The following is a 25,919-nucleotide window of genomic DNA, read 5'->3' as shown; positions in this document are numbered from 1 at the left end:
CGCGTCATGGCGGGGGCGTAGGAGCGGACGTACGGGTGCGGGCGTACGGGTGCGGGCGTACGGGTGCGGGCGTACGAGCCTGTCAGTCGAAGAGGTCGGGGTCGGAGGCGGTGATCTGGTCGAGCAGCGGCTGGGCCTGGAACCAGCCCGCGAAGGAGCCGCCGAGCTGGCCGCGCGTGATCAGCGCGGTCTCGCGGTCGATGTGCTTCGGGGTGCCCGCGGCCATCGCGAGGAGTTGGGCCTGGCAGGAACGTTCCATGGTGATGAACCACCAGACGGCCTCGGCGACGGTGCCGCCGACGGTCAGCAGGCCGTGGTTCTGGAGGATGACCGCCTTGTACGAGGCGAGGGCCTTGCCGATCCGCTCGCCCTCCTCGGCGTCGCTGACCACGCCCCGGTAGTCGCTGTAGAGGCCGTGGTCCTCGAAGAACGCGCAGGCGTCCTGGGTGATCGGGTCCAGCGGGATGCCGAGGCTGGAGAAGGCCTTGCCGTGCAGGGAGTGCGAGTGCGCGGCGGCGATGGCGTCGGGGCGGGCCTGGTGGACGGCGGCGTGGATGACGAACGCGGCCCGGTTGACGGGGCGGTTGCCGTGCAGGAGTTTGCCCGCGTGGTCGACCAGGATCAGATCGGAGGCCTTGATCAGGCCGAACGCCATGCCGAACGGGTTCACCCAGAAGCGGTCGGGGTGCTCGGGGTCGCGGACGGTGATGTGTCCCGCCACGCCCTCCGAGAAGCCGAATTTGCCGAACAACCGGAATCCGGCGGCGAGTTGCTCCTTGCGGTACTGCCGCTCCTGCTCGACGGTGTCGAAGACCGGGGGCGTCGGGACGGAGGCACCGGGCGGCATGGGGCCCGCTGCGGCGGCGATGACCTGGTCCATGGTGGGTGACGTCACGGCTGACTCTCTTCGGCTCGGCGAAGCGGCGAATTGCCGGGTCGGCGAATTCGGCGTACCGACTGGATGGTTTCCAAGGGTGCGGGGGCTGTCAAGGAATTCGACGGGGAACGCGGGCGAGCACTGCGGAAGACCGCTTGGATAATCCCGGCTTACCGCCCTGACCTGGGCGAATGCCTGCTGCCGGGGCCATTGTCAGTGGTGGGGTGCAGACTGGCCGATACCTGGAGACAACGACGTCTGGGAGGTGTCGGCCATGTCCGACGTACTGCTCGCTGTAGGCACACGCAAGGGACTCTTCCTCGGCCGCAGGCGCGGCGGCGGGGAGTGGGAGTTCGACGGACCCCATTTCAACGCGCAGGCGGTGTACGCGGTGGGGATCGACCGGAGCGGTCCCGCGCCCCGGCTGCTGGTCGGCGGGGACAGCGCACACTGGGGCCCCTCGGTGTTCCACTCCGACGACCTCGGCGCGACGTGGACGGAGCCCGACAAACCGTCCGTCAAGTTCCCGAAGGACACCGGGGCTTCACTGGAGCGGGTGTGGCAGCTCCATCCGGCGGGCCCTTCCGCCCCCGGTGTGGTGTACGCGGGGACGGAGCCCGCCGCGCTGTACCGCTCCGAGGACAGGGGCGAGACCTTCGAGCTGGTCAGGCCGCTGTGGGAGCATCCGACGCGCTCCCAGTGGGAACCCGGCGGGGGCGGTGAGGCGGTGCACACCGTGGTGACCGATCCGCGCGACGCGGACTCGGTGCTGGTGGCGGTGTCGACGGCCGGGGTGTTCCGGTCCCGGGACGGCGGGGCGAGCTGGGCCCCGGCGAACAAGGGGGTGTCGGCGGTCTTCCTGCCGGACCCGAACCCGGAGTTCGGCCAGTGCGTGCACAAGGTCGCCCAGGACTGCGCCGACCCCGACCGGCTGTACCTGCAGAACCACTGGGGAGTCTTCCGCAGCGACAACGGGGGAACCCACTGGACGGACATCGGCGAGGGCCTGCCCTCGACCTTCGGCTTCTCGATGGCGGCGCACCCGCACCGGGGGGACACCGCGTACGTCTTCCCGATCACCGCGGACTCCGACCGGGTGCCCGCCGACCGCAAGTGCCGCGTCTACCGGACCTCGGACGCGGGCAAGAGCTGGCAGCCCCTGTCGGCGGGCCTGCCGCAGGAGGAGCACTTCGGCACGGTGCTGCGCGACGCCCTGTGCACGGACGACAACGACCCGGCGGGCGTCTACTTCGGCAACCGCAACGGCGAGGTGTTCGCGAGCGACGACGACGGCGACAACTGGCAGCAGCTCGCCTCGCACCTGCCGGACGTGCTGTGCGTAAGGGCGGCGGTGATCGGCTGAGCCGTCGCGGCGGCGGCTTTCCGCGTACGGAAGTCGCCGCCGGACGGGCCGGTTTCCCGGTGGGCTACGTGAAGGCCCGGTGCGCTACTTGATGGCCAGGGGGTTGATCGGCGAGCCCACCGCGCGGGTGAACTTCAGGGGCGACCCCGCGTAGAGGAACTCGTACCTGCCGTCGGCCGCGCAGGACGCCGCGAGGCCCTCCAGGTCGAGAATCTCCGCGAGGGTGACGCCCATGTCCCGGATCAGCACCATGTGCAGTTCGAACATGCCCGCCTTGTTCTCCCCCGGCACCACCTCGATGGCGTGGTTGTCCGCACCGACCACCGCGACGTCCCGCTCGCGCAGCCACTGGGCGCAGGCCAGGCCGAGGCCCGGCTCGGTGTCCATGAACGCCGTGGCGTCGCGGTCGGTGGTGAACTTCCGCCACCAGCCGGTGCGCAGCAGCAGGATGTCGCCCCGGCCCACCGTGACGCCGTGGGCCCGTTCGGCCTCCTCCAGGTCGGCCGGGGTGATCACGTGGCCGCCGGGCAGCCAGTCGACGCCGTTCAGCCCGGCGATGTCGAGCAGTACGCCACGGCCGGTGATGCCCCTGGCCTGGGTGTGGATGCCGCAGCGCTGGGCGCCCTTGCTGGTGACGTCCCGGCTGGGGTGGCCGTTGTAGAGCCGGCCGTCGTAGTGGATGTGGGCGAGTGCGTCGTACTGGCTGCCGGACTGGAGCGGCATGAAGACGTAGTCGTCCGCCCAGGTGAGGCCGCCGGGCAGGTCCTGCTCCTGGCCGCTCTCCGACATCAGCCGGATCGGGTTGACGCGGAACCCGCCGGGCTGCGGTCCTTCGGCATCGAGGGGGATGCCCAGGTCGAACACCTCACCGGTGCGGACCAGTTTGGCCGCCTCGACGATGTGCTCGGGGGTGATCAGGTTGGTGGTTCCGCGTTCGTCGTCCGCGCCCCAGCGGCCCCAGTTGCTGAGCCGGGCTCCCAGCGCGCGTACATCAGGCACTTCCCTGTCAGCGGTGGTGGCGGGGTCAGTCATGAGCAGACCTTTCGGTGGTACGGGGCTCCCGTGGAGCCGGGTCACTTCAGGCCGGCCAGATCGATGCCCCGGGTTTCCCGCATCGTCAGCGCCGCGACCGCGCTCAGCAGGCACAGCACGGTGACGTACAGGGTGAAGAGCCAGGGCAGGCCGGCGTTCTGCAGCAGTTGTCCGAGGTAGGGCGCGCTGCCGCCGAACACGGTGTTCGCCAGCGACGTCGCCATGCCTATCCCCCTGCTGCGGAAGCTGGTCGGGAGCATCTCCGAGACCAGGGCGGGGTAGATGGCGGCCATCATGGCCCAGAGCAGGATGGCCACCAGTTCCGAGGCGAACAGCGACCGCGGCTCGGATCCGACCATCAGCGTGATCGGGAAGGCCAGCACGGCACTGCCCAACGCGTAGCCGAGCGCCAGGGGCCTGCGCCCGTAGCGGTCGGAGAGGCGGCCCCAGAACGGCAGGCTCAACAGGCCGATGAACTGGGCCAGGAATCCCGCCGTGAAGGCCTGGTCCGCGGGCATCCCGTGCCGGGTCACGGCGTTGCCGACGCCGAAGACGATCCAGGAGTAGTACATGACGCCGATGCTCGCGGTGATGATCACGATGCGGAGCCCGGCGCCGATCAGCCTGCGCCTCGGCCAGGCCGCCCGCTCGGCCGCCCCGGTGCCGCCGTCCGACCGCCCTTCGAACACCTCGGTCTCCACGGCGGCGCGGCGCAGGTAGAGGGCGAAGACGCCGAGCAGCCCGCCGACCACGAAGGGCACCCGCCACCCCCACGAGGCGAGGGCCTGCGCGGGGAGCGCCGCCGTCAGGGCCGCGCCCAGGCCGGTGGCCAGCAGCGTGCCCGCGGACACCCCGGTGAAGACCGAGCTCGACCAGAGGCCGCGCCGGGCGGGCGGCGCCAGTTCCGACACGTACGCGAAGGCCGCCGCGGACTCGCCGCCGTGCCCGAGGCCCTGGGCGAGCCGGGCGAGGAGCAGGATCACCGAGGACCAGACGCCAATGCTGTCGTAGTCCGGCACCAGGCCGACGACCAGGCTGCTCGCCGCCGTCAGGAGCATCGTCGCGACGAGTACCGCCCGCCGCCCGATCCGGTCGGCCAGCGCGCCGAACAGGATGCCGCCGAGCGGGCGGGTGACGAAGCCGACCGCGAACACGGCGAACGTACTGAGCATCGCCGACAGCGGGTCGGAACCGTCGAAGAGCGCTGCCGCGAGGAAGGTGGCGAAGACCGCGTAGACGTTCCAGTCGTACCACTCCAGCGCGTTGCCCACGACGCTGGCGAAGAGCGACCTGCGCACCACTCGGCGGTCCTGCCCGGCACGCGGAGAGCCGGAACCGGAGTCGGAACAGGAGTCGGAAGCGGAAGCGGAATCTGGCAGCACGGGGTCGGAGACCTTCGCGTTCCGGCGGGTCATGTCAGCCCCGGCGGGTTCACGAGGGAGGTGGTGATCATCGACGATTCCAGCCCCCACTTGCGCATGATCCTCTGGTACGCGCCGCTGTCCATGAGCTGCTGGGTGGCGAGGTGGACGGCCTTCGTCAGCGGGGAGCCGGCCTTCAGCAGGAAGCCGATGTGCTCGTTGTAGATCTTGTTGACGTAGGTGAGCCGGTGCGGCTGGCGTTCGGCGGCGTACTGGAGGAAGACGCTGGACAGGACCAGGACGTCCATCTTGTTCTGGGACAGGGCCAGCATGCTGTCGGCGGTGCCCCGGTAGACGGCGACGCGGTAGTCCTCCTTGCCCTGCGCCGCGCACTTGGCCGCGTTGTTGTGCAGCAGCTCCTCGAAGCTGGTGCCCGCGTTGGTGCCGATGCGCAGTCCGCAGAGGTCGGACACCTGCCGGACCGGCGGCTGTTTGCGCTGGGAGCGCACCAGGAAGCCGAATCCGTCGTCGTAGTACGTGACGAAGTCGCTCTGCTTCTTGCGTTCCTCGGTCACCCCGAAGTTGCCCTGCCCGATGTCGTAACGGCCGGACCGGATCGCCGGGATGATCTGGTCGAAGGTGGCTTCCTCGCTCTCCATCCGCACCCCGAGCACCTTGCCCACCGCCTTCTGCAGGTCGATCTCGACACCGACCAGTTCCTCGGTGTCCTCCGTGTAGTAGCGGACCGGCGCGCTCCCCTTGGCGGCGGTGGCGACCTTGATGCGTCCGGACTCGCGGATTTCCGGGGGGAGTTGGGCCGCGATGGCGGCGACGCGCCGGACCTGGGACACCACGTCCTGCGAGGGGTCGACCTCGCCGGGCAGCCGGGATCCGGAGGTGCCGCACGCGGTCGCCGTCAGCAGGGCGCCCAGCGCGAGCGCCACACGGGCACGGATACGGATACGGATACGGATATGGGCACCGGCCCGCCAGGAGCGCACCCTGCTCATCCGCCCTCCCGGTCCGCAGGGGCGTGCTCCAGGACGCGGGACAGGAACTCCCTGGTCCTGGCTTCGCGCGGATCGCCGAGCACCTGCTCGGGCGGCCCGCTCTCGACGACCGCTCCGGCGTCCAGGAAGACGACCGTGTCGGCGGCCTGCCGGGCGAACGCCATCTCGTGGGTGACGACGACCATGGTCATCCCGCTGGCGGCGAGGTCGCGCATCACGTCCAGGACCTCGCCGACCAGTTCCGGGTCGAGGGCGCTGGTGGGCTCGTCGAAGAGCATCAGCTTCGGTTGCATCGCCAGGGCCCGGGCGATGGCGACGCGCTGCTGCTGGCCGCCGGAGAGCTCGCGCGGATACGCGTCCTGCCGCCCGGCGAGGCCGACCCGCGCCAGCAGTTCGCCCGCGGTGCGTACGGCGTCCTCCCGGGGCGACCTGCGCACCGCCGTCGGGGCTTCGGCCAGGTTCTCCAGCACCGTCATGTGCGGGAACAGGTTGAAGTTCTGGAACACCATGCCGATGTCGGCCCGGTGGCGGGCGACGGCGGACTCCTTGAGTTCGTGGAGCTTGCCGTTGCGGCGCCGGTGGCCGATCAGCCGTCCGTCGATCTCGACGGTGCCGGCCTCGATCCGCTCCAGTTGGTTCAGGCAGCGCAGCAAGGTGCTCTTGCCGGAGCCCGAGGGGCCGATGACACAGGTGACCTCGCCGCGCCGTACGTCCAGGTCGATGCCGTTCAGCACCGGGGCGGTGCCGTAACGCTTGGTCAGGCCGCGCACCCGGACCGTGTCGGACCGGGCCATGCCGGACTCGTTCACCGGGCCTCCTTCACGGACGCCCGGCGGACGCTGCCCCGGGCGTAGTGGCGTTCCACGTAGTACTGGACGGCGGACAGCACGCTCGTCACGACGACGTACCAGAGGGTGGCGACCACCAGCAGCGGGATGATCTGGTAGTTGCGGTTGTAGATGAGCTGGGTGGCGTAGAGGAGGTCCTCGACGGCCAGGACGCTCACCATGGAGGTCCCCTTCAACGTGCCGATCAGCATGTTTCCGGCGGCCGGGATGATCGACCGCATCGCCTGCGGCAGCACGATCCTGCGGAACGTACGGAACCTGCCCAGGCCGAGCGCCTGGGCGGCCTCCGTCTGACCGTGCTCCACGGAGAGCAGGCCGCCCCGGATGATCTCCGCGGCGTACGCGGCCTCGTGCAGTGTCAGTCCGATGAGCGCGGCTGCCGTGGGGCCGATCAGATTGACCATGTCGACGGTGGGCAACGCGGGCCCGCCGAAGGGCAGTCCGAACGTCAGCGTCGGGTAGAGCGCACCGATGTTGAACCAGAACAGCAGCTGTACGAGGAGCGGTGTGGAGCGGAAGAGCCAGACGTACCCCCAGCTCAGCGAGGCGAGCACCGGGTTGCGGGAGAGCCGCATGGTCGCGAGCACCGCGCCCAGCAGGAAGCCGATGACGACCGTCACGGCGGTCAGCCACAGCGTGAGGACGAGCCCGTCCAGCACGCTCTGGGCGGTGAAGTACCGCCACACCACGGGCCAGTCGAAGTTGCGGTTGGTGACCACCGACCGGCCCACCACGAAGAGGACCAGCAGGGCCGCCGCCACGGCCACCCAGCGTCCGTAGTGCCGCAGCGGGACGACCGGTTCGGGGACCTCCTGGGTCCGCGGCGGGGTGCGGGTGCCCAGCCCGCCGCTCATCGCGCCCTCACATCTGGCTCTGCCCCGGGCGCGGCGTCGGCCCCCGCGTCCGCCGTCTGCCGAGGTACCTCGGCAACAGCCCCCGCATCCTTGCCCCGCCCGGCGCGGCCCAGCAGCAGGATGACCAGCAGTGCGGCCAGTGAGGTGCCGACCAGCAGCCACATCGCGGCCTGTTCGCCCGCCGTGAAGAGGGAGTTGAGCAGGGTGTCGGCGTCCTTGCCGGTCACCGAGCCGTGCTCCTTCAGCAGGTCCACCGCCGCGTCGGGGTTGGTGACGGCCTCCTTGGTCCACGGGCCGGTCTCCACGCCCCGCGCGGTGAGGTCGTCCACCAGCGTGCCCTCGGCGGACGAGCGGTAGACCGTCATGCCCAGGGCGAGACCGACCGCCCCGCCGAAGTTGTGGAAGGTCCAGGTGGAGCCGACGGCGAGCCCGGCCATCCGGTCGGGCACCGACGAGAGCGCGGCCACCGCGGCCGGGCCCAGGACGAGCGCCCAGCCGACGCCCATCAGCGCGAACGAGAAGACGACGAAGCCGAGGTTGCTGTCGGGCTCCAGCAGCGACTGGCAGAACGCCGACAGTGCGAACGCCACGAAGCCCAGCGACAGCAGCGGCCTCGGCCCGACCCGCTCGACGAGCCGCCCCACGAACGGCGAGGCGATCGCCATCGTCGCCGTGGTCGGCAGCATCATCAGCCCGATGGTGAGTTCGCCGTAGCCCCGCACCCAGCTCAGGTACAACGGCATCAGGAACAGGGCGAGGGTGTAGAAGAACGCCAGCGCGAAGTCCGCCGACAGGGCGCTGACGAACAGCCGGTTGCGGAACAGTTCGAAGCGGATGATCGGGAACTCCGCCTTCCGCTCCACCAGCACGAACAGCACCAGCGCGACGACCCCGACGGCGAGCGGGCCGAGCACCTGCCAGGACCCCCACCCGAAGGTGTCGTTGAAGGTCAGGCCGAAGATCAGCCCGGACAGCGCGAGCCCGACCAGGACCAGCCCCGGCCAGTCGATCCGCGCCCCGTCCTCGCCGCCGCGCGACTCACGGACGCTGAACGCGCAGATCAGCAGCGCGAGGGCGGTCAGCGGCACGTTGATCCAGAACACCCAGTGCCAGTCCAGCCAGCCCACGATGAATCCGCCGAGCATCGGCCCGACCGCGAGACCGACGCCGTTGACGCCGAACAGCGCGCCGATGGCCCGGCCCCGCTGCTCCTCGGGGAAGGCGTCCGCGACGATGGTGCTGGAGCTGGTGTAGAGCACCGAACAGGCCGCGCCCTGGAGGAAGCGGAAGGCGATCAGCCACTCGATCTCCGAGGCCAGTCCCGCGCCGAGCGACGCGAGACCGAACAGGGCCGCCCCCGCGTAGAGCACCCGGCGCCTGCCGAACAGGTCGGAGAGCCTGCCCGCCGTCACCATGAACATGGACAGCGCCACGATGAAGATGTTGACGATCAGCTGGAGCTGCGCGACGTCCGCGTCCAGCTCCTCGCGGATGGCCGGCGCGGCCGTGTTCACGATCGTGAGATCGATACAGCCCAAGAAGCTCAGGGTGCTGACGCCGACCAGCACCCACCATTTCCGGTTGGTCTCAGTGATCACGCCGCCCCATTCCCACACACACGGTTGTTCTCTCGTTTCCTGTTGTCGTTGGCTTGTGCGCCGCTGCCGTTCACACGGGCGGCGCCGACGGGCCGGGCGCGTCGAGCGGGTCCAGCGCCTCCGCGAGGACCGGCCCGATCGCCTTGAGCGCCTGCGGCCGCATCAACTCGCCGTGCGGCCGGTGCACGTCGTGCTGCACGATGCGGCCGCCGACGTACGGTTCCCACTCCCGGTCGAGCGGCCTGACCTCCGGCACTCCGCCCGCCACCGGTCCGTCCGGCACCGACCGGAACAGCAGCAGGTCCCCGGCGTACCTGCTCGGCTCGAACTCCTGCCGCAGCCGGTAGTGGTGGCGTATGACGTCCACGAGGGCACGGAGTTCGCGCTGCGCGGGCAGTACTCCGGCCGGCGCGCCACCCGCCTGGACCGCCTCCGCGACGCCCTCGGGACCGGTCACCCCTGCCGGGAGTTCCGTCGCGTCCACGCCGACCGCCTCGCACAGCAGCCGCAGCACGTCGCGGTCGATGGGCTCGGCGTCCCTGTCGCGTACGGAGGGGCCGATGTCGACCACCGCGAGGAGGTCCACGCGCTCGCCCGCCGCTTCGAGTTGGGCGGCCATGGTGTGCGCGACGATGCCTCCGAAGGACCAGCCCAGCAGGCGGTAGGGACCGGCGGGCTGGACCGTGCGGATCTGCGCGAGGTAGTCCGCCGCGATCTCCGCGATCGAGGCGGGACGGGCCCCGGGCTCGGTGACGCCCCGGGCCTGGAGCGCGTACACCGGCCTGCGGCGGTCGACGTACGGCAGCAGCCCGGCGTAGGACCAGCCGAGGCCGCCCAGTGGGTGGACGCAGAAGAGCGGCGGCAGTTCGCCCTTGGCACGGAGCGGGAACAGCACGTCCAGCCCGTCGCCCTCGTCGTCGGAGCCGACCCGGCGGGCGAGCCCGGCAGGGGTCGGCGCCTCGAACAGCGCTCGTACGCCGAGCTCCGCACCGAACGCCGAGCGCACCTTCTCCACCAGCCGGGTGGCCAGCAGCGAGTGTCCGCCCAGGTCGAAGAAGTTGTCCTCCACACCGACCGAGGGCAGCCCGAGCACCTCCGCGAACAGGCCCGTCAGCACGTCCTCCACCAGGGTGCGCGGCCGCCGGGATTCGCCTCCGGTGTGGAACACGGGGGCGGGCAGCGCCTTGCGGTCGACCTTGCCGTTGGAGGTCATGGGCATGGTGTCGAGCACCACCACCGCCGCCGGAACCATGTAGTCGGGGAGCCGTCGCCGGGTGAACTCCCGGGCGGCGGCGCCGAGCGTCCCCACGTCACGGGAGGCGGCGGGGCTGTTGCTGAAGGAGGCCCGGTCTCCGACGGGGCGCGCGACGGTCACGACCACAGGCGCGACCACGGGCGCACCCGGCCCGTCCGGGGCGGTGCCCGCTGCCAGGTCCGAGGCGGTGCCCGCCGCCAGGAAGACCGCGTCGAACAGGTCGTCGCCCTCCGGTGACCACAGTGTCCGCACCGGCCGCCCGAGCCCCTCGCCCAGCAGGTGCAGGCTCTCCGGCGCCACCGTGCCGGCAGGCGGCCCGGCGGCGAGGGCGTGGCGGGCGTCGCCCGTCGGGCGTCCCTCTTCCAGCATCCGTACGGCACGGACGTCCGCCGCCAGCCGCCGGTTGGGCACTCCGGTGACCCGCACGGCCGACGGCAGCGCACGCAGCCGCCGCGCCAGCTCTTCCGCGGACCCCACGTCGTGGCCCCAGCGCAGCACGGGCAGCGACCCGGCCGGTACCGAGGGTGGGGCGGCGGTGTGCAGGACGACGTCGTAGCGGTAGCGGGACAGCTCGTTGTCGTACCAGCCCCGCTTGAGGGTGATGCCGGCGGCGGCGAACTCCGGCACGTCGTGGCTGAGGGCGGCGAAGAACTCGGGGGCGACCAGCAGTTCGTTCTCCCGCAGGGCCCGCTGTTCGACCGCGTGGCGTGCGCGGGCCGGTTCCGTCGCGTCGGTGAGGCGGTGCAGCTGGGTCGCCCCGTGGAAGGTGCGGGCCAGACGCAGGTTGCGTACGTCGCCGACGAAGACGGTGCCGCCCGGTGCGAGCAGGGACGTCACGTCGCGCAGGACCTCGGCGAGGTAGGCGCCGCTGGGGAAGTACTGGACGACGGAGTTCAGGACGACGGTGTCGAAGTGCCCCCTCGGCAGCGCGGAGAGGTCGTCGGCGGGCGCGGTGCGCAGCCGTACCCGGTCGCGGAGCGCGGGGTCGGCAGCGACCTTGGCGCCCAGCGCGCCGACGACCTCCTTCGAGAGGTCCGTGCCCCAGTACTCGTCGCACTCCCCCGCCAGCCGGGACAGCAGCAGGCCGCTGCCGACGCCGATCTCCAGGATCCGGCGAGGACGCAGCTCGGCGATGGCCCCGACGGTGCGGTCCAGCCATTCGGTCATCTCGTCCAGCGGGATGGGGGCTTCGTCGTAGCTGGAGTTCCAGCCGGAGAAGTCCGCGCCGAGGGTGTTGGTGTCCGCCGCCCGGTAGACGTCGTTCCAGATCTGCTCCCAGTCGCCGAGCTGCCGGGCGCGCAGTTCGTCCTCCGCCTCGGTGTCCTTGGCCGGTACGACGTAGCCGATGAGCTGCTGGGCCCCGGAGGCGTCGACGCGCGGCGCGACGACAGCACGGGCCACACCGGGGGAGGCGGCGAGCGCACTCTCGACCTCGCCGAGCTCGATGCGGAACCCACGCACCTTGACCTGGTCATCGCCACGCCCCAGGTATTCGATCGTGCCCTCGGCGGTCCAGCGCACGAGGTCACCGGTGCGGTACATCCGCTCACCGTCACCGAACGGATCCGGCAGGAAGCGCTCGGCCGTCAGCCCAGGACGGCCCAGATAGCCACGGGCCAGCCCCACCCCCGCCAGGTAGAGCTCACCGGGAACCCCCACCGGCACCAGCGAAAGCTCCGAATCCAGCACGTACGCACGGGTGTTGGGCAACGGCCGACCGATGGTGACCGGGCTGCCGGGGCTGACCTCGCCGCCCGTGGAGTAGATGGTGGTCTCGGTCGGCCCGTAGAGGTTGCTCAGCCGTACGCCGAGGGTGCAGAGGTCCTCGGCGAGCTCCCTGGGCAGCGCCTCGCCGCCGGTCAGCCCGGTGAGCCCGGTGAGGCTGGTGGGGGCCTCGCTCACCAGGGTCTTCCAGAGGGAGGGAGTGGCCTGGAGGTGTGTCACGTCGTGCGAGGTGATCTCCTTCGCCAGGGCCTGCGGGTCGCGTACGGTGTCGCGGTCGGCCAGGACCAGGGCGATGCCGCTGGTCAGCGGCAGCAGTAGCTCGACCGTCGCGATGTCGAAGGCGAAGGTGGTGATCGCCAGCCAGCGGTCGTCCTCGCCCAGGGCGAACCGGTCCGACAGCGCGGCGAGGAGGTTGTCGAGCGCCCGGTGCGGCAGGACCACACCCTTGGGGCGGCCCGTGGAGCCGGAGGTGTAGATGACGTACGCGGGCTGCTCGGGATGTACGGCGGGCCGGTCGGGGCGTACGTGAGGCCGCTGGGTCGCGGTGTCCGGATCGTCCAACAGGGTCCAGGACGCGCTGAGTTCGTCGAAGCGATCGGCGGTCCCCGTGGTGGAGAGCACCAGGGCGGGAGCCGCGTCGCCCAGTACGTACGCGACGCGTTCGGCCGGGTAGTCCGGGTCCACCGGAAGATACGCCCCACCCGCCTTCAGTACGGCGAGTACGGCGATCACCATGTCGACCGAACGCGGCAACACCAGCCCCACCACGGACTCCGGCCCCACACCACGCGCCACCAACAACCCCGCAAGACGCTCCGACGCAGCGTCCAACTCCCCGTACGACACCCGCCGATCACCGAACACCACCGCATCCGCACCCGGCACCCGAAGCGCCTGCGCCCGGAAACGATCCACCACCGACTCCTCCGGCGCCGGAACCACCGGCCCGTTCCACCCCACCAGCAACCACTCCCGCTCACCGTCGGCCAGCAGGTCGATCCGGTCGAGGGGGAGGTCGGGGGCGTCGACGGCGGCGCGCAGCAGTTGTTCGAGGCGGTCGGAGATCGACTCGGCGGTCTCCCGGTCGAAGACGTCCAGGTTGAACTCGATGTGTCCTTCGAGTCCCTGAGGGTCGCCGTCCTCGGTGCGGTGCTCGAAGAAGTGCAGCACCAGGTCGAACTTCGAGGTGCCGTTGTCGACCGGCAGCGGGGTCACGTCGAGGCCGGGCATGGTCAGCTCGCCCCGGGTGATCTGCCAGGCCAGGCTGACCTGGAAGAGCGGGTGGTGGGCGAGCGAGCGGGTCGGGTTGACGGCTTCCACGACCCGCTCGAAGGGAACGTCCTGGTGGGCGAAGGCGTCGAGGTCCGTCTCGCGGACCCGTGCCACCAGTTCGCGGAACGAGGGCCGGCCCGAGGTGTCGGCACGCAGCACCATGGTGTTGACGAAGAAGCCGACCAGGTCGTCCAACGCCTCGTCCAGCCGGCCCGCCGTGGGCCCTCCGACCGGAACGTCGTCCCCCGCGCCGAGCCGGGACAGTAGGGCGGCGAGTCCGGCGTGCACCACCATGAACAGGCTCGCGTCCGACGCTCGGGCCAACTCAGCGAGTTTGGCGTGCAGTTCGGAGTCGAACCGTACGGTGAAGGTCTCTCCCCTGTGCGACATGACGGCCGGGTGCGGCCGGTCGGTGGGCAGGTCGATGCGGTCGGGAAGTCCCGCCAACTGTTCGCGCCAGTAGTTGACTTGTTGTGAGGTGAGGCTGTTGTGGTCCTGCGGGTCGCCGAGGAGTTCGCGCTGCCAGAGCGCGTAGTCGGCGTACTGGACGGGCAGCGGGGCCCAGTCGGGTGCGTTCCCGGCCCGGCGGGCGGTGTACGCCGTCGCGAGGTCGCGCCACAGCTTCCCCATCGACCAACCGTCGCCGGTGATGTGATGCAGCATCAGGAGAAAGACGTACTGCGGTTCATCCCCTTCGATCTCGTACAGCCAGCCTCGTACGGGGAGTTCCTCGTCGAGCCGGAAGGCGTGGCGGGACGCCTCGCGCATCCTGGCGTCGAGGTCCTGCTCGCGCACGGTGCGGACGGTGACCTCGGGGCGGGCGGCTTCGCCGGTACGGATCTCCTGGCGCGGCACGCCGTCCACGTCGGGGAACACGGTGCGCAGGCTCTCGTGCCGTTCGACGACGTCACCCAGCGCGGCGGTGAGGGCCCGCACGTCGAGTTCGCCGGAGAGCCGGATCGCGGAGGAGATGTTGTACGTCGGGGACGGGCCCTCCACGCGGTACAGGAACCAGAGCCGGGCCTGCGCGAACGACAGCGGCAGCACGTCGGGGCGCGCGCCGCCGCGCAGTGCGGGCCTCGCGGTCCGGGCCCCGGACAGGCGCCGGGCGAGTGCCGCCACGGTGGGCGCCTCGAAGAGTTCCCTGAGGCCGAGTTCGAGGCCGAAGACGGAGCGGATCCGCGCGGCGAGCCGGGTGGCGGTGAGGGAGTGCCCGCCCAGGTCGAAGAAGCTCTCGTCGACGCTCACGTCGTCCAGTCCGAGCACCTGCCCGAACAGCCCGGCGACGACTTCCTCCACGGGCGTCCTGGGGCCGCCCGACGCACCACCGAACACGGGGGCGGGCAGGGCGCGCCGGTCGAGCTTGCCGTTGGGCGTCAGCGGCAGCTCGTCCAGGACGAGCACTGCGGCGGGCACCATGAATTCGGGCAGTCGGCCGCGCAGCCCGTCGCGCACGGCGGTCGGGTCCAGGGTCGTGTTCGTGTTCGGTACGACGTAGCCGATGAGCTGCTGGGCCCCGGAGGCGTCGACGCGCGGCGCGACGACGGCACGGGCCACACCGGGAGCTGCGGCGAGCGCACTCTCGACCTCACCCAGCTCGATCCGGAAGCCACGCACCTTGACCTGATCGTCCCCACGGCCCAGGTATTCGAGGGTCCCTTCGGCGGTCCAGCGGACCAGGTCACCGGTGCGGTACATCCGCTCGCCGTCACCGAACGGATCCGGCAGGAAGCGCTCGGCCGTCAGCCCGGGCCGCCCCAGATAGCCACGAGCCAGCCCCACCCCCGCCAGGTAGAGCTCACCGGGAACCCCCACCGGCACCAACGACAGCTCCGAATCCAGCACGTACGCACGGGTGTTGGGCAACGGCCGACCGATCGGCGGCACCTCCCAACTGTCCCAACCGTCGGCACCAGTTCCTTCGCCGCCGAGGTCGTCGCTCATGGTGGCGCACACGGTCGCCTCGGTGGGGCCGTAGATGTTGACGAGCCGACGGCCCTCGGCCCACGGGGCGAGGAGGCTCTTCGTGCTCGGCTCACCGGCGACGGACAGGGTGAGTCCGGCCGGGAGGCCGTCCGGCGGAACTGCGGCGAGCGCGGTCGGCGGCAGCTTCAGGTGCGTCACCCCGTACCGCCGTACGGTCTCGGTCAGCGCCGGCCCAGGCAGCAGCCGCTCCACCGGTGCGACGACCAGCGTCGCCCCCGAGCAGAGGGCCACGAACATGTCGGACACGGAGGCGTCGAAGCTGGGTGACGCGAACTGCAGCACGCGGCTGTCCGGGCCAACGTCGAGCCGTTCCGCCTGGGCGGTGATCAGGTTGGGCAGCCCCGCGTGCGGGACGACGACTCCCTTGGGACGGCCGGAGGAACCGGAGGTGTAGATGACGTACGCGGGATCCTGTGGCCGTATAGCGCGCTGCGTGCGCGCCAACCCACTATGAATCGCGTCAAGTTCGGAGAGCGTGTCGGGGTCGTCCAGGTTCAGCCACTCGTGCGGGTGCGCACCGCACTGCTGGGCGGGGCCGGTGGCGGAGAGGACGAGAGCGGGGGCCGCGTCGTCCAGCAGGTACGCGACGCGCTCGGCGGGGTAGTCCGGGTCCACCGGCAGGTACGCCCCACCCGCCTTCAGTACGGCGAGTACGGCGATCACCATGTCGACCGAACGCGGCAACACCAACCCCACCACGGACTCCGGCCCCACACCACGCGCCACCAACAACCCCGCGAGACGCTCCGATGCCGCGTCCAACTCCCCGTACGAAACCCGCCGATCACCGAACACCACCGCATCCCCACCGGGCACCCGCGACGCCTGCGCCCGGAAACGATCCACGACCGACTCCTCCGGCGCCGGAACCACCGGCCCGTTCCACCCCACCAGCAACCGGTCCCGCTCACCCTCGGCCAGCAGGTCGACGTCCGCCGGCGCGACAGACGCCGCGTCAGGGGAGGTGAGGGCCCGGACGATTCGGCGGAGCCGGTCCACGTGTGCGTCGACGGCGGCGCGGCCCCCGGCCGAGGTCAGTTCGACCAGTGCCGACGCCCCGTCGGCGAACGGCCGGACCACGACGGCCAGTTCGGCGCGGTCTCGCCCGGGCACCTGGTGGGCCGTCGCCTTGAGCGGTCCGAAACGCGCGGGGGCCGCGTCCGGGGCGCAGCGGACGGTCGCTCCGGTGAACTCTCCTGATCCGCCTCGCAGCGAGAGGTCGCGGGCGATGTCCTCACCCCGGTAACGCTGGTGTGCGCGGGCTTCGGCGGACCGCTCGGACACCTGTCGTACGAGACCGGCCAGGGTCGCGCCGGGCCGCAGGGACAGCCGGAGCGGCAGGATGTTGGCGGCGGGACCGGGCACGCGGTCGAGCGCTGCGCCGGAGCGCGCGGGCAGGGACAGGCCGACCACGAGGTCGCCGCTGCCGGTGAGCCGGTGCAGATAGCAGGCCAGGGCGGCGGTCACCAGGTCGACCGCGTCGTCGCCGGACACCTCGAACGTGCCGATGTACCAGGGCTCTTCGGGATCCGAGGCAGCCTCTGGCGGCCGTACGGGTTCGGGCAGGCCCGCCAACCGGTCGCGCCAGTAGCGCCGGTCGGCGTCCGAGGCCGGAGAGTTCCGGTACTCGTGGTCGCTGTCGACGAGCGTGCGCAGCGGGCCGAACGGCGTGGGAGACGCCTCGTGGCCCGTGGCGCGCGCGTACAGCTCGGCCACCCTGGCGGCGAGGAGCGACATGGCCCACTCGTCCATGACGAGGCGGTGCGGCCCCTGGTACAAGAGGGCCCTGGCCGGTCCGACGAGCAGCAACGCGAAGGAGAACGGGGGCTGCTGAGCGAGGTCCAGCGTCCGGTCAAGGTCCGCCCGCATCCAGGCACGGGCCGCGCGGAGCGGATCGGGCTCGGCACGGAGGTCGACGACGGGGAGGGTCCAGTCGGCGTCGTCCCACCGCCGGAGGATCCCGCCGACACCCTCCTCGCCTTCCCCGCCTTCCGTGAACCTGACGTGGAGCGGCTCCGCCTCGGCGACCGCTTCCCGGAGCGCCGACTCGAAGAGGCGGATGTCGAGGGCACCTTCGAGCTCCGTGTACTCGCCGATGCGCAGGCCGTGCCCTCCGGGGTTGAGTTGGTGCGCCAGCCACGCCTCGTGCTGGGCACGCGAAAGACTGAAACGTGCTTCTTGCGCGTCTTGAGCGGTCATTCGCATTTCCCGTCCCTGAAATCGGCGTGGCGAGGCCGCGCACCGCCGGTGCGGCGGTGCGCTGGGGATGTGGCGTTGGGGTTCCTGGGGGCTGGGGTCAGCTCCAGTAGACGAGCGGCCGGTCCTCACCGAGGTAGCCGATGAAGCTGCCTATCGTGATGCGGGTGGCGTCCTCCGACGGCCGTACGGCGTGGATCAGCCGGGGGTTCAGCAGCGCCAGGTCGCCCGGCTCGGGCTTCACCACCACGGTGGGTTCGGGGAGTTCGGCGCGGTCGATTCCGTAGGCGCGGTCGCCCACCCGGCGCTGGTACTCCTCCTCGTCGAGCTCGATGTCCCACATTTCGAGTTCACCGCCCACTTCGGGAATGTTCACGTAAATGTTGGTGGAGAGCTGCGCCTGCAAATGGGCTTGGTATCCCTCGGGCAGGAACCGTTCCACCCGGTCGCTGTGCGGTACGAGGTCCACGTTGTTCCCCTGGAAACGGCACACTCCGACGAAGCACTTCTCGCCGTTCACCCGCATGAGTTCCGCACCGGCTTTCCAGCGCTCGTCCAGCGCCAGCCGGAGTTCGTCCTCGGGGGAGGCGAAGGGAGCGAATATGCTCCGCAGCCTGGCCATCGCCGGGAGTGCCTCGTCGTGGTACTTGCGTCGTGTCGTCTCGTCGGTTATCTCGGAATAGGGGAACCCGATGCGCCAGAAGTCGCCGTCGACGGTGGATTGTTCGCGTGCACGATAGGAGGAGAGTTCGTCCTGTATCCGCTTCAGGCTCTCCGGGCTGCACCAGTTCTTCACCAGTACGGCGAAGTATTCCTTCTTGGCCACCGCGAGGATGTGCTCGTGCGAGAAGTCGTCCTTTGTCGTCAGCAGAACCCGATCCATGATTCTCCGCTCTCCTACGCGACCGGTTGAAGCACCTCAAGCAGTCAATAGGCAGGCACGGTCAACGGGAAAGTGATTCAGGGGTCAACTTCGTGAAATGGCAGTCAGATTGGTCAACTTGACCAGCCGCACCGCTGGTGAGCGCACCCCTGGGGCGGCTGGGGTCACACGCGACAGGGACGCGCGTACGAAAATCGGGCACCCGCTCTGGAGAGCGGGTGCCCGTATCGGTGGTGCCTGTCGGTGGTGCCTGTCGCTGGCGCGTGTGCGCTCAGCCCTCCAGGTGCGCCAGCCGGGACACTTCGAGCACGGAGCCGAGGAAGTCGTCGATCCTGTCCGCGATTTCACGGACGGCGGCGGTCCCGGCCGCGCGGTCCGCATCGTCACCGGTGCACAGGGCGGCCCCCGCGCCGCCGCCGGCCGCGTAGCGGCGCAGTTCGGCCGCCGCGTTGCGCAGGGTCAGCATGACCATGTTGATCAGCTTCTCCGGCTCCAGAGCGAACACCGGCTCCAGGACCTCGCGGGCGCCTTCCCAGTTGTTCAGCCGGAGCCTGGCCCGCATCAGGTCGACCCTGGCCAGCACGTCCACCGCGTAGAAGCTCTGGCCCGCCGGGAGCCGCTCGGCCCAGTCGAGCGCCGAGGTCAACTCGCGCAGCGCCCACTCGGGTTCGTTCAGCGTCAGCAGGGTGGCTCCGGCGAGGTAGCGCTGTCTGTCGTACTGGAGCGAGAAGAGGCCGATGCAGTTGCTGACGGCGTCGCCCTCCCCCGCGCTCTCCCACTCGCGCAGCGCCTCCACCGCCCGGTCGGCGAAACCGGCCGCCGCCCAGGACCTGGCGGCCATCAGCTTGAGGAAGACGTCGAGCCCGTCCCTGGAGGGCCAGGTCGTCCCGTCGACGGCGTGCTCGGCCGACTCGACGAAATTCCGCGACCAGTAGGACTGCCGGGCCTGCACCACGCGCACCCAGCGCCGCGCCTCGTTGTCGTCGGCGAGGTCCGCGAGGTCCCAGGCGGCGAGCGCCTGGTTGTACGCGGCGTGGCCGTCGCCGAGGTCGTCCGACATCCAGGCCAGCAGGGCGCAGGACTTGGCGCCCAAAGAGAGGAGCACGCGGCGCTGCGCCGGTTTCTGCCGCCCCTGGAGCAACCGCCCCAGCCGGTCCCGCAGCATCACCGCGCGGTAGACCAGCGAGCCAGGCGGTACGTGCAGATAGGAGCTGGAGATGGCGCTCAGCTCGCGCCCCAGCTGTTCCAGGGTCGAGTCGTCCGCGTTGGTCTCGGAGGCGTCCTCGACCAGCCGGGCCGAGCTGCACGAGTCCTTGACCAGCGGAGTGAGGCCGGGCGCGCTGGGTTCGAGCGGCACGGTCGCGGCCGGCGCGGCTCCGTTCGGGCGCGACTGTGGCCATACGGAAGCGATGTCGACCGTCTCCTTCAGGTGCTGTGACAGGACCTGGGCAACGGCTTCAGGAATCTCTCGGCGCGGATACGTACCGCGCAGCCAATGATAGGGAGCTTTGGCACTGACCGTGCCGTCACCGCAGAGCCGATTGATTTCGCGTGCGAGTCGTTCCGGCGACCAATTCAATCGTTCCAGGAAGCCTGCTAATCCTACAGCGCCAGCCATGGGATAGAACGTCACCCCTGTACATATCCCGATCCGAAAGTTCGCCGATTACGGTAACACGACGGGCAACCATAAAGCCACTCATTGTGACGGCAATGTTTCGTCATGAAACCATCGCAGGTAGCGGCCGTGCCAACCGTCCGCCCGAGGGCCCATCAGGTCCTGACAGGCCCTGCCGGGCGGAACGGTCGGCCCCCGACATGATCGGCACTGGCCATGTCCGGCCTCGCCGGTGCGCGATCACCCGGTATGCGATCACCGGGGCGGAATCACCCGCGCAGACTCAGCGGACGCATGTCATTCCAGTGCTCTTCCACATATGCCAGGCAATCCGCCTTCGAACCGGAGAATCCGGCCACTTGCCAACCCTGCGGAATCTCCCGGTCCACCGGCCAGACCGAGTACTGCTCCTCGTCGTTCCGAACGACGGAGTAGGTGCGCTGCTCATCTTCGGACATTCGATACCTCCGTGACGAATAAGCGAATTCCGGAAGCAGTTCGGCCGCCGGGACGAATAGCATAATGGCAGCCGAATAACCGCCCGTCCAGACTGCTTGGAATTCCCCGGAACCGCCATTTCATTCGCCGTGCCGAATGAACAGTCGCCGCACTTCCTACGGCAGTCGCCAGTCCACCGGTTGAACGCCCTGCCCGGCGAGGAGCTCATTGGCCCGGCTGAACGGCCGCGAGCCGAAGAAGCCCCGGTCGGCGGACATCGGGGAGGGATGCGCGGACTCGATCGCCGGAAGGTCTCCCAGCAGGGGCCGCAGATTGCGCGCGTCACGCCCCCACAGGATCGACACCAGCGGCTTCCCGCGCGCCACCAGGGCCCGGATCGCCTGCTCGGTGACCTCTTCCCAGCCCTTGCCCCGGTGCGCGGCGGGCTTGCGCGGAGCCGTCGTGAGCGCCCTGTTGAGCAGGAGGACGCCCTGCTGCGTCCAGGGGGTGAGGTCACCGTTGGAGGGCCTGGGGGTGCCGATGTCGTGGTGCATCTCCAGGAAGATGTTCTCCAGGCTGCCCGGGAGCTTCCGCACGTCCGGGGCCACCGCGAAGCTGAGCCCGATGGCCATTCCCGGCGTGGGATAGGGGTCCTGTCCGACGATCAGGACCCGTACGTCGTCGAAGGGCTGCTGAAACGCACGGAGCACGTTCGGGCCGGAGGGCAGGTACGTGCGGCCGGCCGCGATCTCGGCCCGAAGGAAGTCCCCCATGGCGGCGACTCGTTCGGCTACGGGTTCGAGAGCTCGCGCCCATCCGGGTTCGACAAGCTCGTGCATAGGTCGTGGTGCCATGATCGGTCACTCTACTGGGCTAAACGCGAGGTGGAGGCCCGGACCAACGGGGGTGCCATCGGGCGCTATTCTTCGTCGTCGTCCAGGGAGGGGAGCCCGTGCGTCCAGTGATCGATCCGCTCAGTTACGTCCTCGGGGTCGACTCCGGTGGGTCCGGCATCCGGTTCGCGCTGGCGCGCGCCGGGGACGGTGTGCTGTCGGGGGCGCCCGTGGTGTCCCGCGTCCCGGTGCGGACCGGGCCCGCCGGGATCGATGCCGGGCATCTCGCGGAGCAACTGGTGCCTGCGGCGAAGGAGTTGCTGGAGCGCGTCGGGGGCCGGGAGTTCGCCTCGGTGTGCGTGGGCGCGGCCGGGATGGCGACGCTCGGAGACGATCTGCGGGCGCGGCTGCCGGGCGTGCTGGAGCGGGAATTGGGTGTGCGGCGGCTGGCGCTGGCGGCGGACGGGGTCACGGCGTACGCCGGGGCGCTCGGGCTGCGGGCCGGGGCGGTGGTCGCCGCGGGCACCGGGCTGATCGGGCTGGGTACCGACCTGGTGGAGTGGCGCCGGGCGGACGGGTGGGGGCACCTGCTCGGTGACTGCGGGGGCGGGGCCTGGATCGGGCGAGCCGGTCTTGAGGCGGCGATGCGGGGGCACGACGGGCGGGCCGGGGGTTCTGCCGCACTGCTGGAGCGGCTGCGCGTGGTGTTCGGGGAACCGGCGGAGCTGCCGGGGCAGCTGTACCCGCGGCCGGACCGGGCCGCGCTGCTCGCGTCGTTCGCGCCCGAGGTGGCGGGGTGCGCCGCGGAGGATCCGGTGGCGGCGGCGATCCTGCGGGACGCCGCACGGCACATCGCCGAGACGGCTGCGGCGGTGTGCCCCGGTCCTGACGCGGGGCATGAGCCGGGGGAAGCCGAGGAGCCCGGGCAGGGCAAGGACACCGGGAAAGGCAGCGAGGCGGGTGCGGTGGCGCTCACCGGGGGGCTGCTGAAGCTGGGGGCACCGCTGCTCGGACCGCTCCGGGAGGAGATCGCGGTGCGGCTGCCGCACGCGCGGCTCGTGGCGGCGGCCGGGGACCCCCTGGACGGAGCGCTGGCGGTCGCTTCGGGAATCGCGAAGAGCGGTCCGTCATTTCCGTACGATTCGCACTTGTTGCACGTATCAGGACATCAAACCCGCTGAATTGCCGCGCATTCACCATCATTCAATGGATAAATCGGGACAGATACCTCTCGAATACACCCTCCCCGAACGCCCGCCCCCGCAAAGCCAGTAGCATGCGGCGCCATGAGCTCCCCCACTGGGCCCGCTTCCGGCCTGCCTGTACGAATGCCGCGCCCCCGCCAGCCCGGACGCCACCGTCGTCCGGAGCCTGTGGCGGCTCCCGAGGGCGCGCCCGCCCTTGTTCTCGCCGTTCCCGGCGAGCCGACCACCGCCACGCGCAGCCTGGCGGAAGAACTCCTCAGCATCGCCCGCTCCGAGCTGCCGGGCCTCGACGCCCGGATCGGCTACCTCGACGGTGACGACCAGGGCGAGTACCCGACGCTGGACGCCGTGCTCACGCACGCCGCCGCCGAGCGCACCGCCCGTTACGAGCTGGCCCTGGCCGCCGGACGTGAGGTGTCGGCGCCCGAGGGCCCCGTCGCCGTCGTGGTGCCGCTGCTGGCCGGTCCCGAGGCGTCCACGATGCGCCGCATACGGCAGGCACTCGTGGACAGCCACGCCGCCGCCGAACTGACCGACGTCCTCGGCCCGCACCCGCTGCTCGCCGAAGCCCTGCACGTACGCCTCTCCGAGGCCGGTCTGTCGCGTGCCGACCGCGCCCGGCTGTTCACGGTCGCCACGGCGGCCGACGGCATCGTGCTCGCCACCGTCGGCGGCGAGGAGGCCGTCCAGGCGGCCGGTATCACCGGCATGCTGCTGGCCGCGCGCCTCGCCGTCCCGGTGATGGCCGCGGCCCTCGACGAGGAGGGCTCGATCGCCTCCATCGCCGACCAGCTGCGCGGTTCGGGCTCCGCCAACCTGGCGCTCGCCCCGTACCTGATCGGCCCGGAGGTCGCCCCCGACCTGCTGGAGACGGCCGCGAAGGAGGCGGGCTGCGCGTTCGCCGAGCCGCTCGGCGCGTACCCCGCGATCGGCAAGCTGGTGCTGTCGCAGTACGCGACCGCGCTGGGCATCACGCCCCAGCAGCCGCAGGGCGCCCCGGTCCACTGACCGCGGTCGACCCGTACGAGGAAGGGCCCGCACCGGTTCGCCGGAGTGCGGGCCCTCTCTCGTACTCGCGTGCTCCCGCGCTCGCGTGTTCTCGTGCTCCCGCGCTCCCGTGCGCTCAGCCGAAGACCACGCAGGACGCGGCGGGGGCCTCGATCGAGCCCGCCCGGTGCGGGATCCCGGTCTCCGGGTCGATGTCGAACCAGGTGACGTCGCCGGAGCGCTCGTTGGCCGCGTACAGCCGGCGGCCCGCCGGGTCGAGGGCGAGGTCGCGCGGCCAGTGTCCGCCGCAGGGGACGGTGGTGCGCGGTGCGGGGCGCTCGCCGTCGGCGGAGAGGGAGAACACCGAGATGCTGTCGTGGCCCCGGTTGGCGACCCACAGGAAGCGTCCGTCGCGGGCGACGACGACCTCGGAGGCGTAGCTGGGGCCCTCGGTGCCCGCCGGGAGCAGGGGGACCTCCGAGAGGGGCGTGAGGGTGCCCGTGGCGGCGTCCCAGCGGCAGACGGTGAGGGTGGGCGTGAGTTCGGCCGCCACGTACGCGTGCGTGCCTGCGGGGTGGAAGGCGAGGTGGCGGGGGCCGCTGCCGGGGGTCAGGGCGGTTTCCGCGTGCACGGCGAGGGTGCCGGTGGTGGCGTTGAGCGCGCAGACCCGTACGGAGTCGGTGCCGAGGTCGACGCTCAGCACCCAGCGGCCCGTCGGGTCGGGCAGCACCTGGTGGGCGTGCGGCCCCTCCTGCCGGGACGCGTCCGGGCCGCTGCCCAGATGGTGCAGGACGCCGGAGGGCCCTTCGAGGGTGCCGTCGGCGTGCAGCGGCAGCACGGTGACGCTGCCGGAGCCGTAGTTCGCGGCGAGCAGGTGGCCGTCGGCGGTGGCGAGGTGGGTGGGCGAGCCGCCGCCGACCGGCACCGGCTCCCCCAGCGGGCGGGGCACCGCGTCGCTCACGTCGAACACGGCCGCCGCGCCGTCGTCCGTCTCGCTCACGGTGTAGAGCAGCCGGCCGTCGGCGGCGAGTGCCAGGTACGAGGGGTCGGCGACGGCGTCGGTCGCGCCGAGCGGGGTCAGGGCGCCGGTCAGCGGGTCCACGGCGGCGGCGATGACGCCCCGCCCGCCGGCCGAGGTGAACGAGCCGATGAAGGCCCGCTGGCCGCGTCCCTCCGACGCTCCTGCGGGCTGTGCTTCCGATGCCGTGCTGCTGCTCACCGTGCAGCCCCTTTCCGCGAGTTCGAGTGCGTGCCGGGGCCGACGGTAGCAGGGCGGTCTAGACCAAAGCCGGGGAGTCCGGCCCTCATGCGGGGGCCTCGCCCCTGGCCCGTACCAGTGCGTCGTCGTGGTGCGTGAACAGCGGGCTCAGTTCGGTGTTGTCGTACGTCCGGTGGAAGACCGGGGTGGCCGCGCCCGACATCGGCGGAACGATCCACGACCAGTCGGCGGCGACGTCGCGTCCCTTGGCCTCCTCGCGGTCGATGTGGGTGAGGAAGCGTTCCGCCTCGGTGTGGTGGTCGGCCATGGTGACGCCCGCGCGGTCGAAGGAGTGCAGCATGGCCCGGTTGAGCTCGACGAGCGCGCGGTCCTTCCAGAGGGAGCGGTCGTTGCCGGTGTCGAGGCCGAGGCGGTCGGCGAGGGGGCGCAGGAGGTTGTAGCGGTCGGTGTCGGCGAGGTTGCGGGCGCCTATCTCGGTGCCCATGTACCAGCCGTTGAAGGGGGCGCAGGGGTAGCAGATGCCGCCGATCTCCAGGCACATGTGGGAGATCGCGGGGACGGCGTGCCAGCGCAGGCCCCATTCCTGTGCCCAGGTGTCCTCGGGGTGCTCGATCGGCACTTCGAGTACGGCGTCGGCGGGCAGTTCGTACTGCCGGGGCTTGTCGTCGCTGCCCTGCACGATCAGGGGCAGTACGTCGAAGGGGCTGCCGGGACCGCCGGGCCAGCCGAGGCGGAGGGCGAGGTCGGTGAGACCGGTGTTGCGGGGGTCGCCGACGGTGGCGCCCTCCGGGGTGGTGTATCCGGCGTATCTGATGAGCTGTTCGTTCCAGATGCGAGGGCCGGGGCGGGCGGGGGTGTCCGGGGCGAAGATCGTGATCAGCGGGCGGATGCGGCCGTCGTTGCCCGCTTCGCGGAGGTGGTCGGCGCACTCGCGGGCGACGGTGTCGGCGTCGCTGATGTGGCGGCGGTCGCGGACGCGGAGAGAGTTCCAGTAGAGGCGGCCGATGCAGCGGTTGCTGTTGCGCCAGGCGACACGGGCGCCGAAGGCGAGTTCGCCGGGGGTGTGGCGGTAGGTGCCGGTGGCGTCGATCTCCGCGTGGACGGTGGTGAGGCGGGGGGTGGGGTCGCCGTGGGCGGGTTGTTCTCTGTGGTGGAGGCGGATGAAGTCTTCGGCGAGGTGGTGGAGGGTGGTGGGGGTGAGGGTGTAGGCGCGGTTGGGGGGATCGGTGGGGGTGGGGTGGCTTGGGTGGGGGGCCTGGCCCTGGCCCGGGCCCGGGCCCGAGTGGCTGGAGTGGGTGATAGGGCAGCGGGGGGTGGGGGGTTCGGGGGCGCGGTCGTGGCGGTCGGGGCCGCTGTGGG

The 25,919-nt window shown here is 71.1% G+C and carries 17 protein-coding genes; 3 read left to right on the top strand and 14 right to left on the bottom strand.

The window, feature by feature from the left end; all coding sequences use genetic code 11:
* Window positions 1–82: 82 nt before the first annotated feature.
* Window positions 83–847 carry a class II aldolase/adducin family protein gene (locus ACZ5PB_RS18330; RefSeq protein ID WP_468692680.1) on the bottom strand — a complete coding sequence of 255 codons (765 nt, stop codon included), beginning with the start codon at window positions 845–847 and terminating at the stop codon, window positions 83–85.
* Window positions 848–1,151: 304 nt separating this feature from the next.
* Between ACZ5PB_RS18330 and ACZ5PB_RS18325 the strand changes: the two genes are divergently transcribed.
* Window positions 1,152–2,240 (top strand): WD40/YVTN/BNR-like repeat-containing protein, encoded by a 1,089-nt coding sequence (locus ACZ5PB_RS18325; protein ID WP_468692303.1) that lies wholly within the window; start codon window positions 1,152–1,154, stop codon window positions 2,238–2,240.
* 84 nt (window positions 2,241–2,324) lie between these two features.
* Here ACZ5PB_RS18325 and ACZ5PB_RS18320 read toward each other — a convergent pair whose 3' ends face one another.
* From ACZ5PB_RS18320 to ACZ5PB_RS18270, 11 genes are all read right to left on the bottom strand, one after another.
* Entirely contained in the window at window positions 2,325–3,272 is a 948-nt protein-coding gene (locus ACZ5PB_RS18320; protein ID WP_468692301.1) for a cyclase family protein, read from the bottom strand.
* 41 nt (window positions 3,273–3,313) lie between these two features.
* A complete protein-coding gene (locus tag ACZ5PB_RS18315; protein WP_468692300.1) occupies window positions 3,314–4,687 on the bottom strand; it encodes an MFS transporter in 1,374 nt (457 codons plus the stop codon).
* Window positions 4,684–5,643 (bottom strand): ABC transporter substrate-binding protein, encoded by a 960-nt coding sequence (locus ACZ5PB_RS18310; protein ID WP_468692299.1) that lies wholly within the window; start codon window positions 5,641–5,643, stop codon window positions 4,684–4,686. The genes ACZ5PB_RS18315 and ACZ5PB_RS18310 overlap by 4 nt, the downstream gene beginning before the upstream one ends.
* Complete coding sequence (locus tag ACZ5PB_RS18305) at window positions 5,640–6,437, bottom strand: amino acid ABC transporter ATP-binding protein (protein WP_468692678.1); 798 nt, start codon at window positions 6,435–6,437, stop codon at window positions 5,640–5,642. The genes ACZ5PB_RS18310 and ACZ5PB_RS18305 overlap by 4 nt, the downstream gene beginning before the upstream one ends.
* A gap of 11 nt (window positions 6,438–6,448) precedes the next feature.
* On the bottom strand, window positions 6,449–7,345 hold the full coding sequence (locus tag ACZ5PB_RS18300) for an amino acid ABC transporter permease (RefSeq protein ID WP_468692297.1): 897 nt from the start codon (window positions 7,343–7,345) through the stop codon (window positions 6,449–6,451).
* The gene (locus ACZ5PB_RS18295; RefSeq protein WP_468692295.1) at window positions 7,342–8,943 is read right to left on the bottom strand and encodes an MFS transporter; all 1,602 of its coding nucleotides are present in this window, start codon (window positions 8,941–8,943) and stop codon (window positions 7,342–7,344) included. Before ACZ5PB_RS18295 ends, ACZ5PB_RS18300 begins: the two co-directional genes overlap by 4 nt.
* Window positions 8,944–9,013: 70 nt before the next feature.
* Window positions 9,014–17,380, bottom strand: coding sequence for an amino acid adenylation domain-containing protein (locus ACZ5PB_RS18290; RefSeq protein WP_468692293.1), 8,367 nt, complete (start codon window positions 17,378–17,380; stop codon window positions 9,014–9,016).
* A gap of 97 nt (window positions 17,381–17,477) precedes the next feature.
* Window positions 17,478–18,260 (bottom strand): 2OG-Fe(II)-dependent halogenase WelO5 family protein, encoded by a 783-nt coding sequence (locus tag ACZ5PB_RS18285; RefSeq protein ID WP_468692291.1) that lies wholly within the window; start codon window positions 18,258–18,260, stop codon window positions 17,478–17,480.
* Window positions 18,261–18,531: 271 nt separating this feature from the next.
* Window positions 18,532–19,617 carry a hypothetical protein gene (locus ACZ5PB_RS18280; RefSeq protein ID WP_468692290.1) on the bottom strand — a complete coding sequence of 362 codons (1,086 nt, stop codon included), beginning with the start codon at window positions 19,615–19,617 and terminating at the stop codon, window positions 18,532–18,534.
* 530 nt (window positions 19,618–20,147) lie between these two features.
* On the bottom strand, window positions 20,148–20,336 hold the full coding sequence (locus ACZ5PB_RS18275; protein WP_468692289.1) for an MbtH family protein: 189 nt from the start codon (window positions 20,334–20,336) through the stop codon (window positions 20,148–20,150).
* A 156-nt stretch (window positions 20,337–20,492) separates the two neighbouring features.
* A complete protein-coding gene (locus ACZ5PB_RS18270) occupies window positions 20,493–21,170 on the bottom strand; it encodes a uracil-DNA glycosylase (RefSeq protein WP_468692287.1) in 678 nt (225 codons plus the stop codon).
* Window positions 21,171–21,268: 98 nt separating this feature from the next.
* On the opposite strand from ACZ5PB_RS18270, the gene ACZ5PB_RS18265 reads away from it, so the two are divergent.
* On the top strand, window positions 21,269–22,330 hold the full coding sequence (locus ACZ5PB_RS18265) for an N-acetylglucosamine kinase (RefSeq protein ID WP_468692285.1): 1,062 nt from the start codon (window positions 21,269–21,271) through the stop codon (window positions 22,328–22,330).
* Window positions 22,331–22,435: 105 nt separating this feature from the next.
* A complete protein-coding gene (locus ACZ5PB_RS18260) occupies window positions 22,436–23,362 on the top strand; it encodes a sirohydrochlorin chelatase (protein ID WP_468692284.1) in 927 nt (308 codons plus the stop codon).
* A gap of 115 nt (window positions 23,363–23,477) precedes the next feature.
* Here ACZ5PB_RS18260 and ACZ5PB_RS18255 read toward each other — a convergent pair whose 3' ends face one another.
* Window positions 23,478–24,560, bottom strand: coding sequence for a lactonase family protein (locus ACZ5PB_RS18255; RefSeq protein WP_468692282.1), 1,083 nt, complete (start codon window positions 24,558–24,560; stop codon window positions 23,478–23,480).
* Window positions 24,561–24,645: 85 nt separating this feature from the next.
* The gene (locus ACZ5PB_RS18250; protein WP_468692675.1) at window positions 24,646–25,860 is read right to left on the bottom strand and encodes a nitric oxide synthase oxygenase; all 1,215 of its coding nucleotides are present in this window, start codon (window positions 25,858–25,860) and stop codon (window positions 24,646–24,648) included.
* Window positions 25,861–25,919: the final 59 nt, after the last annotated feature.

It is taken from the genome of Streptomyces sp. NPDC032721 (assembly GCF_055579625.1).
Note: the sequence above shows the minus strand (reverse complement) of the source record. Positions and strands in the feature narration are given on the sequence as shown.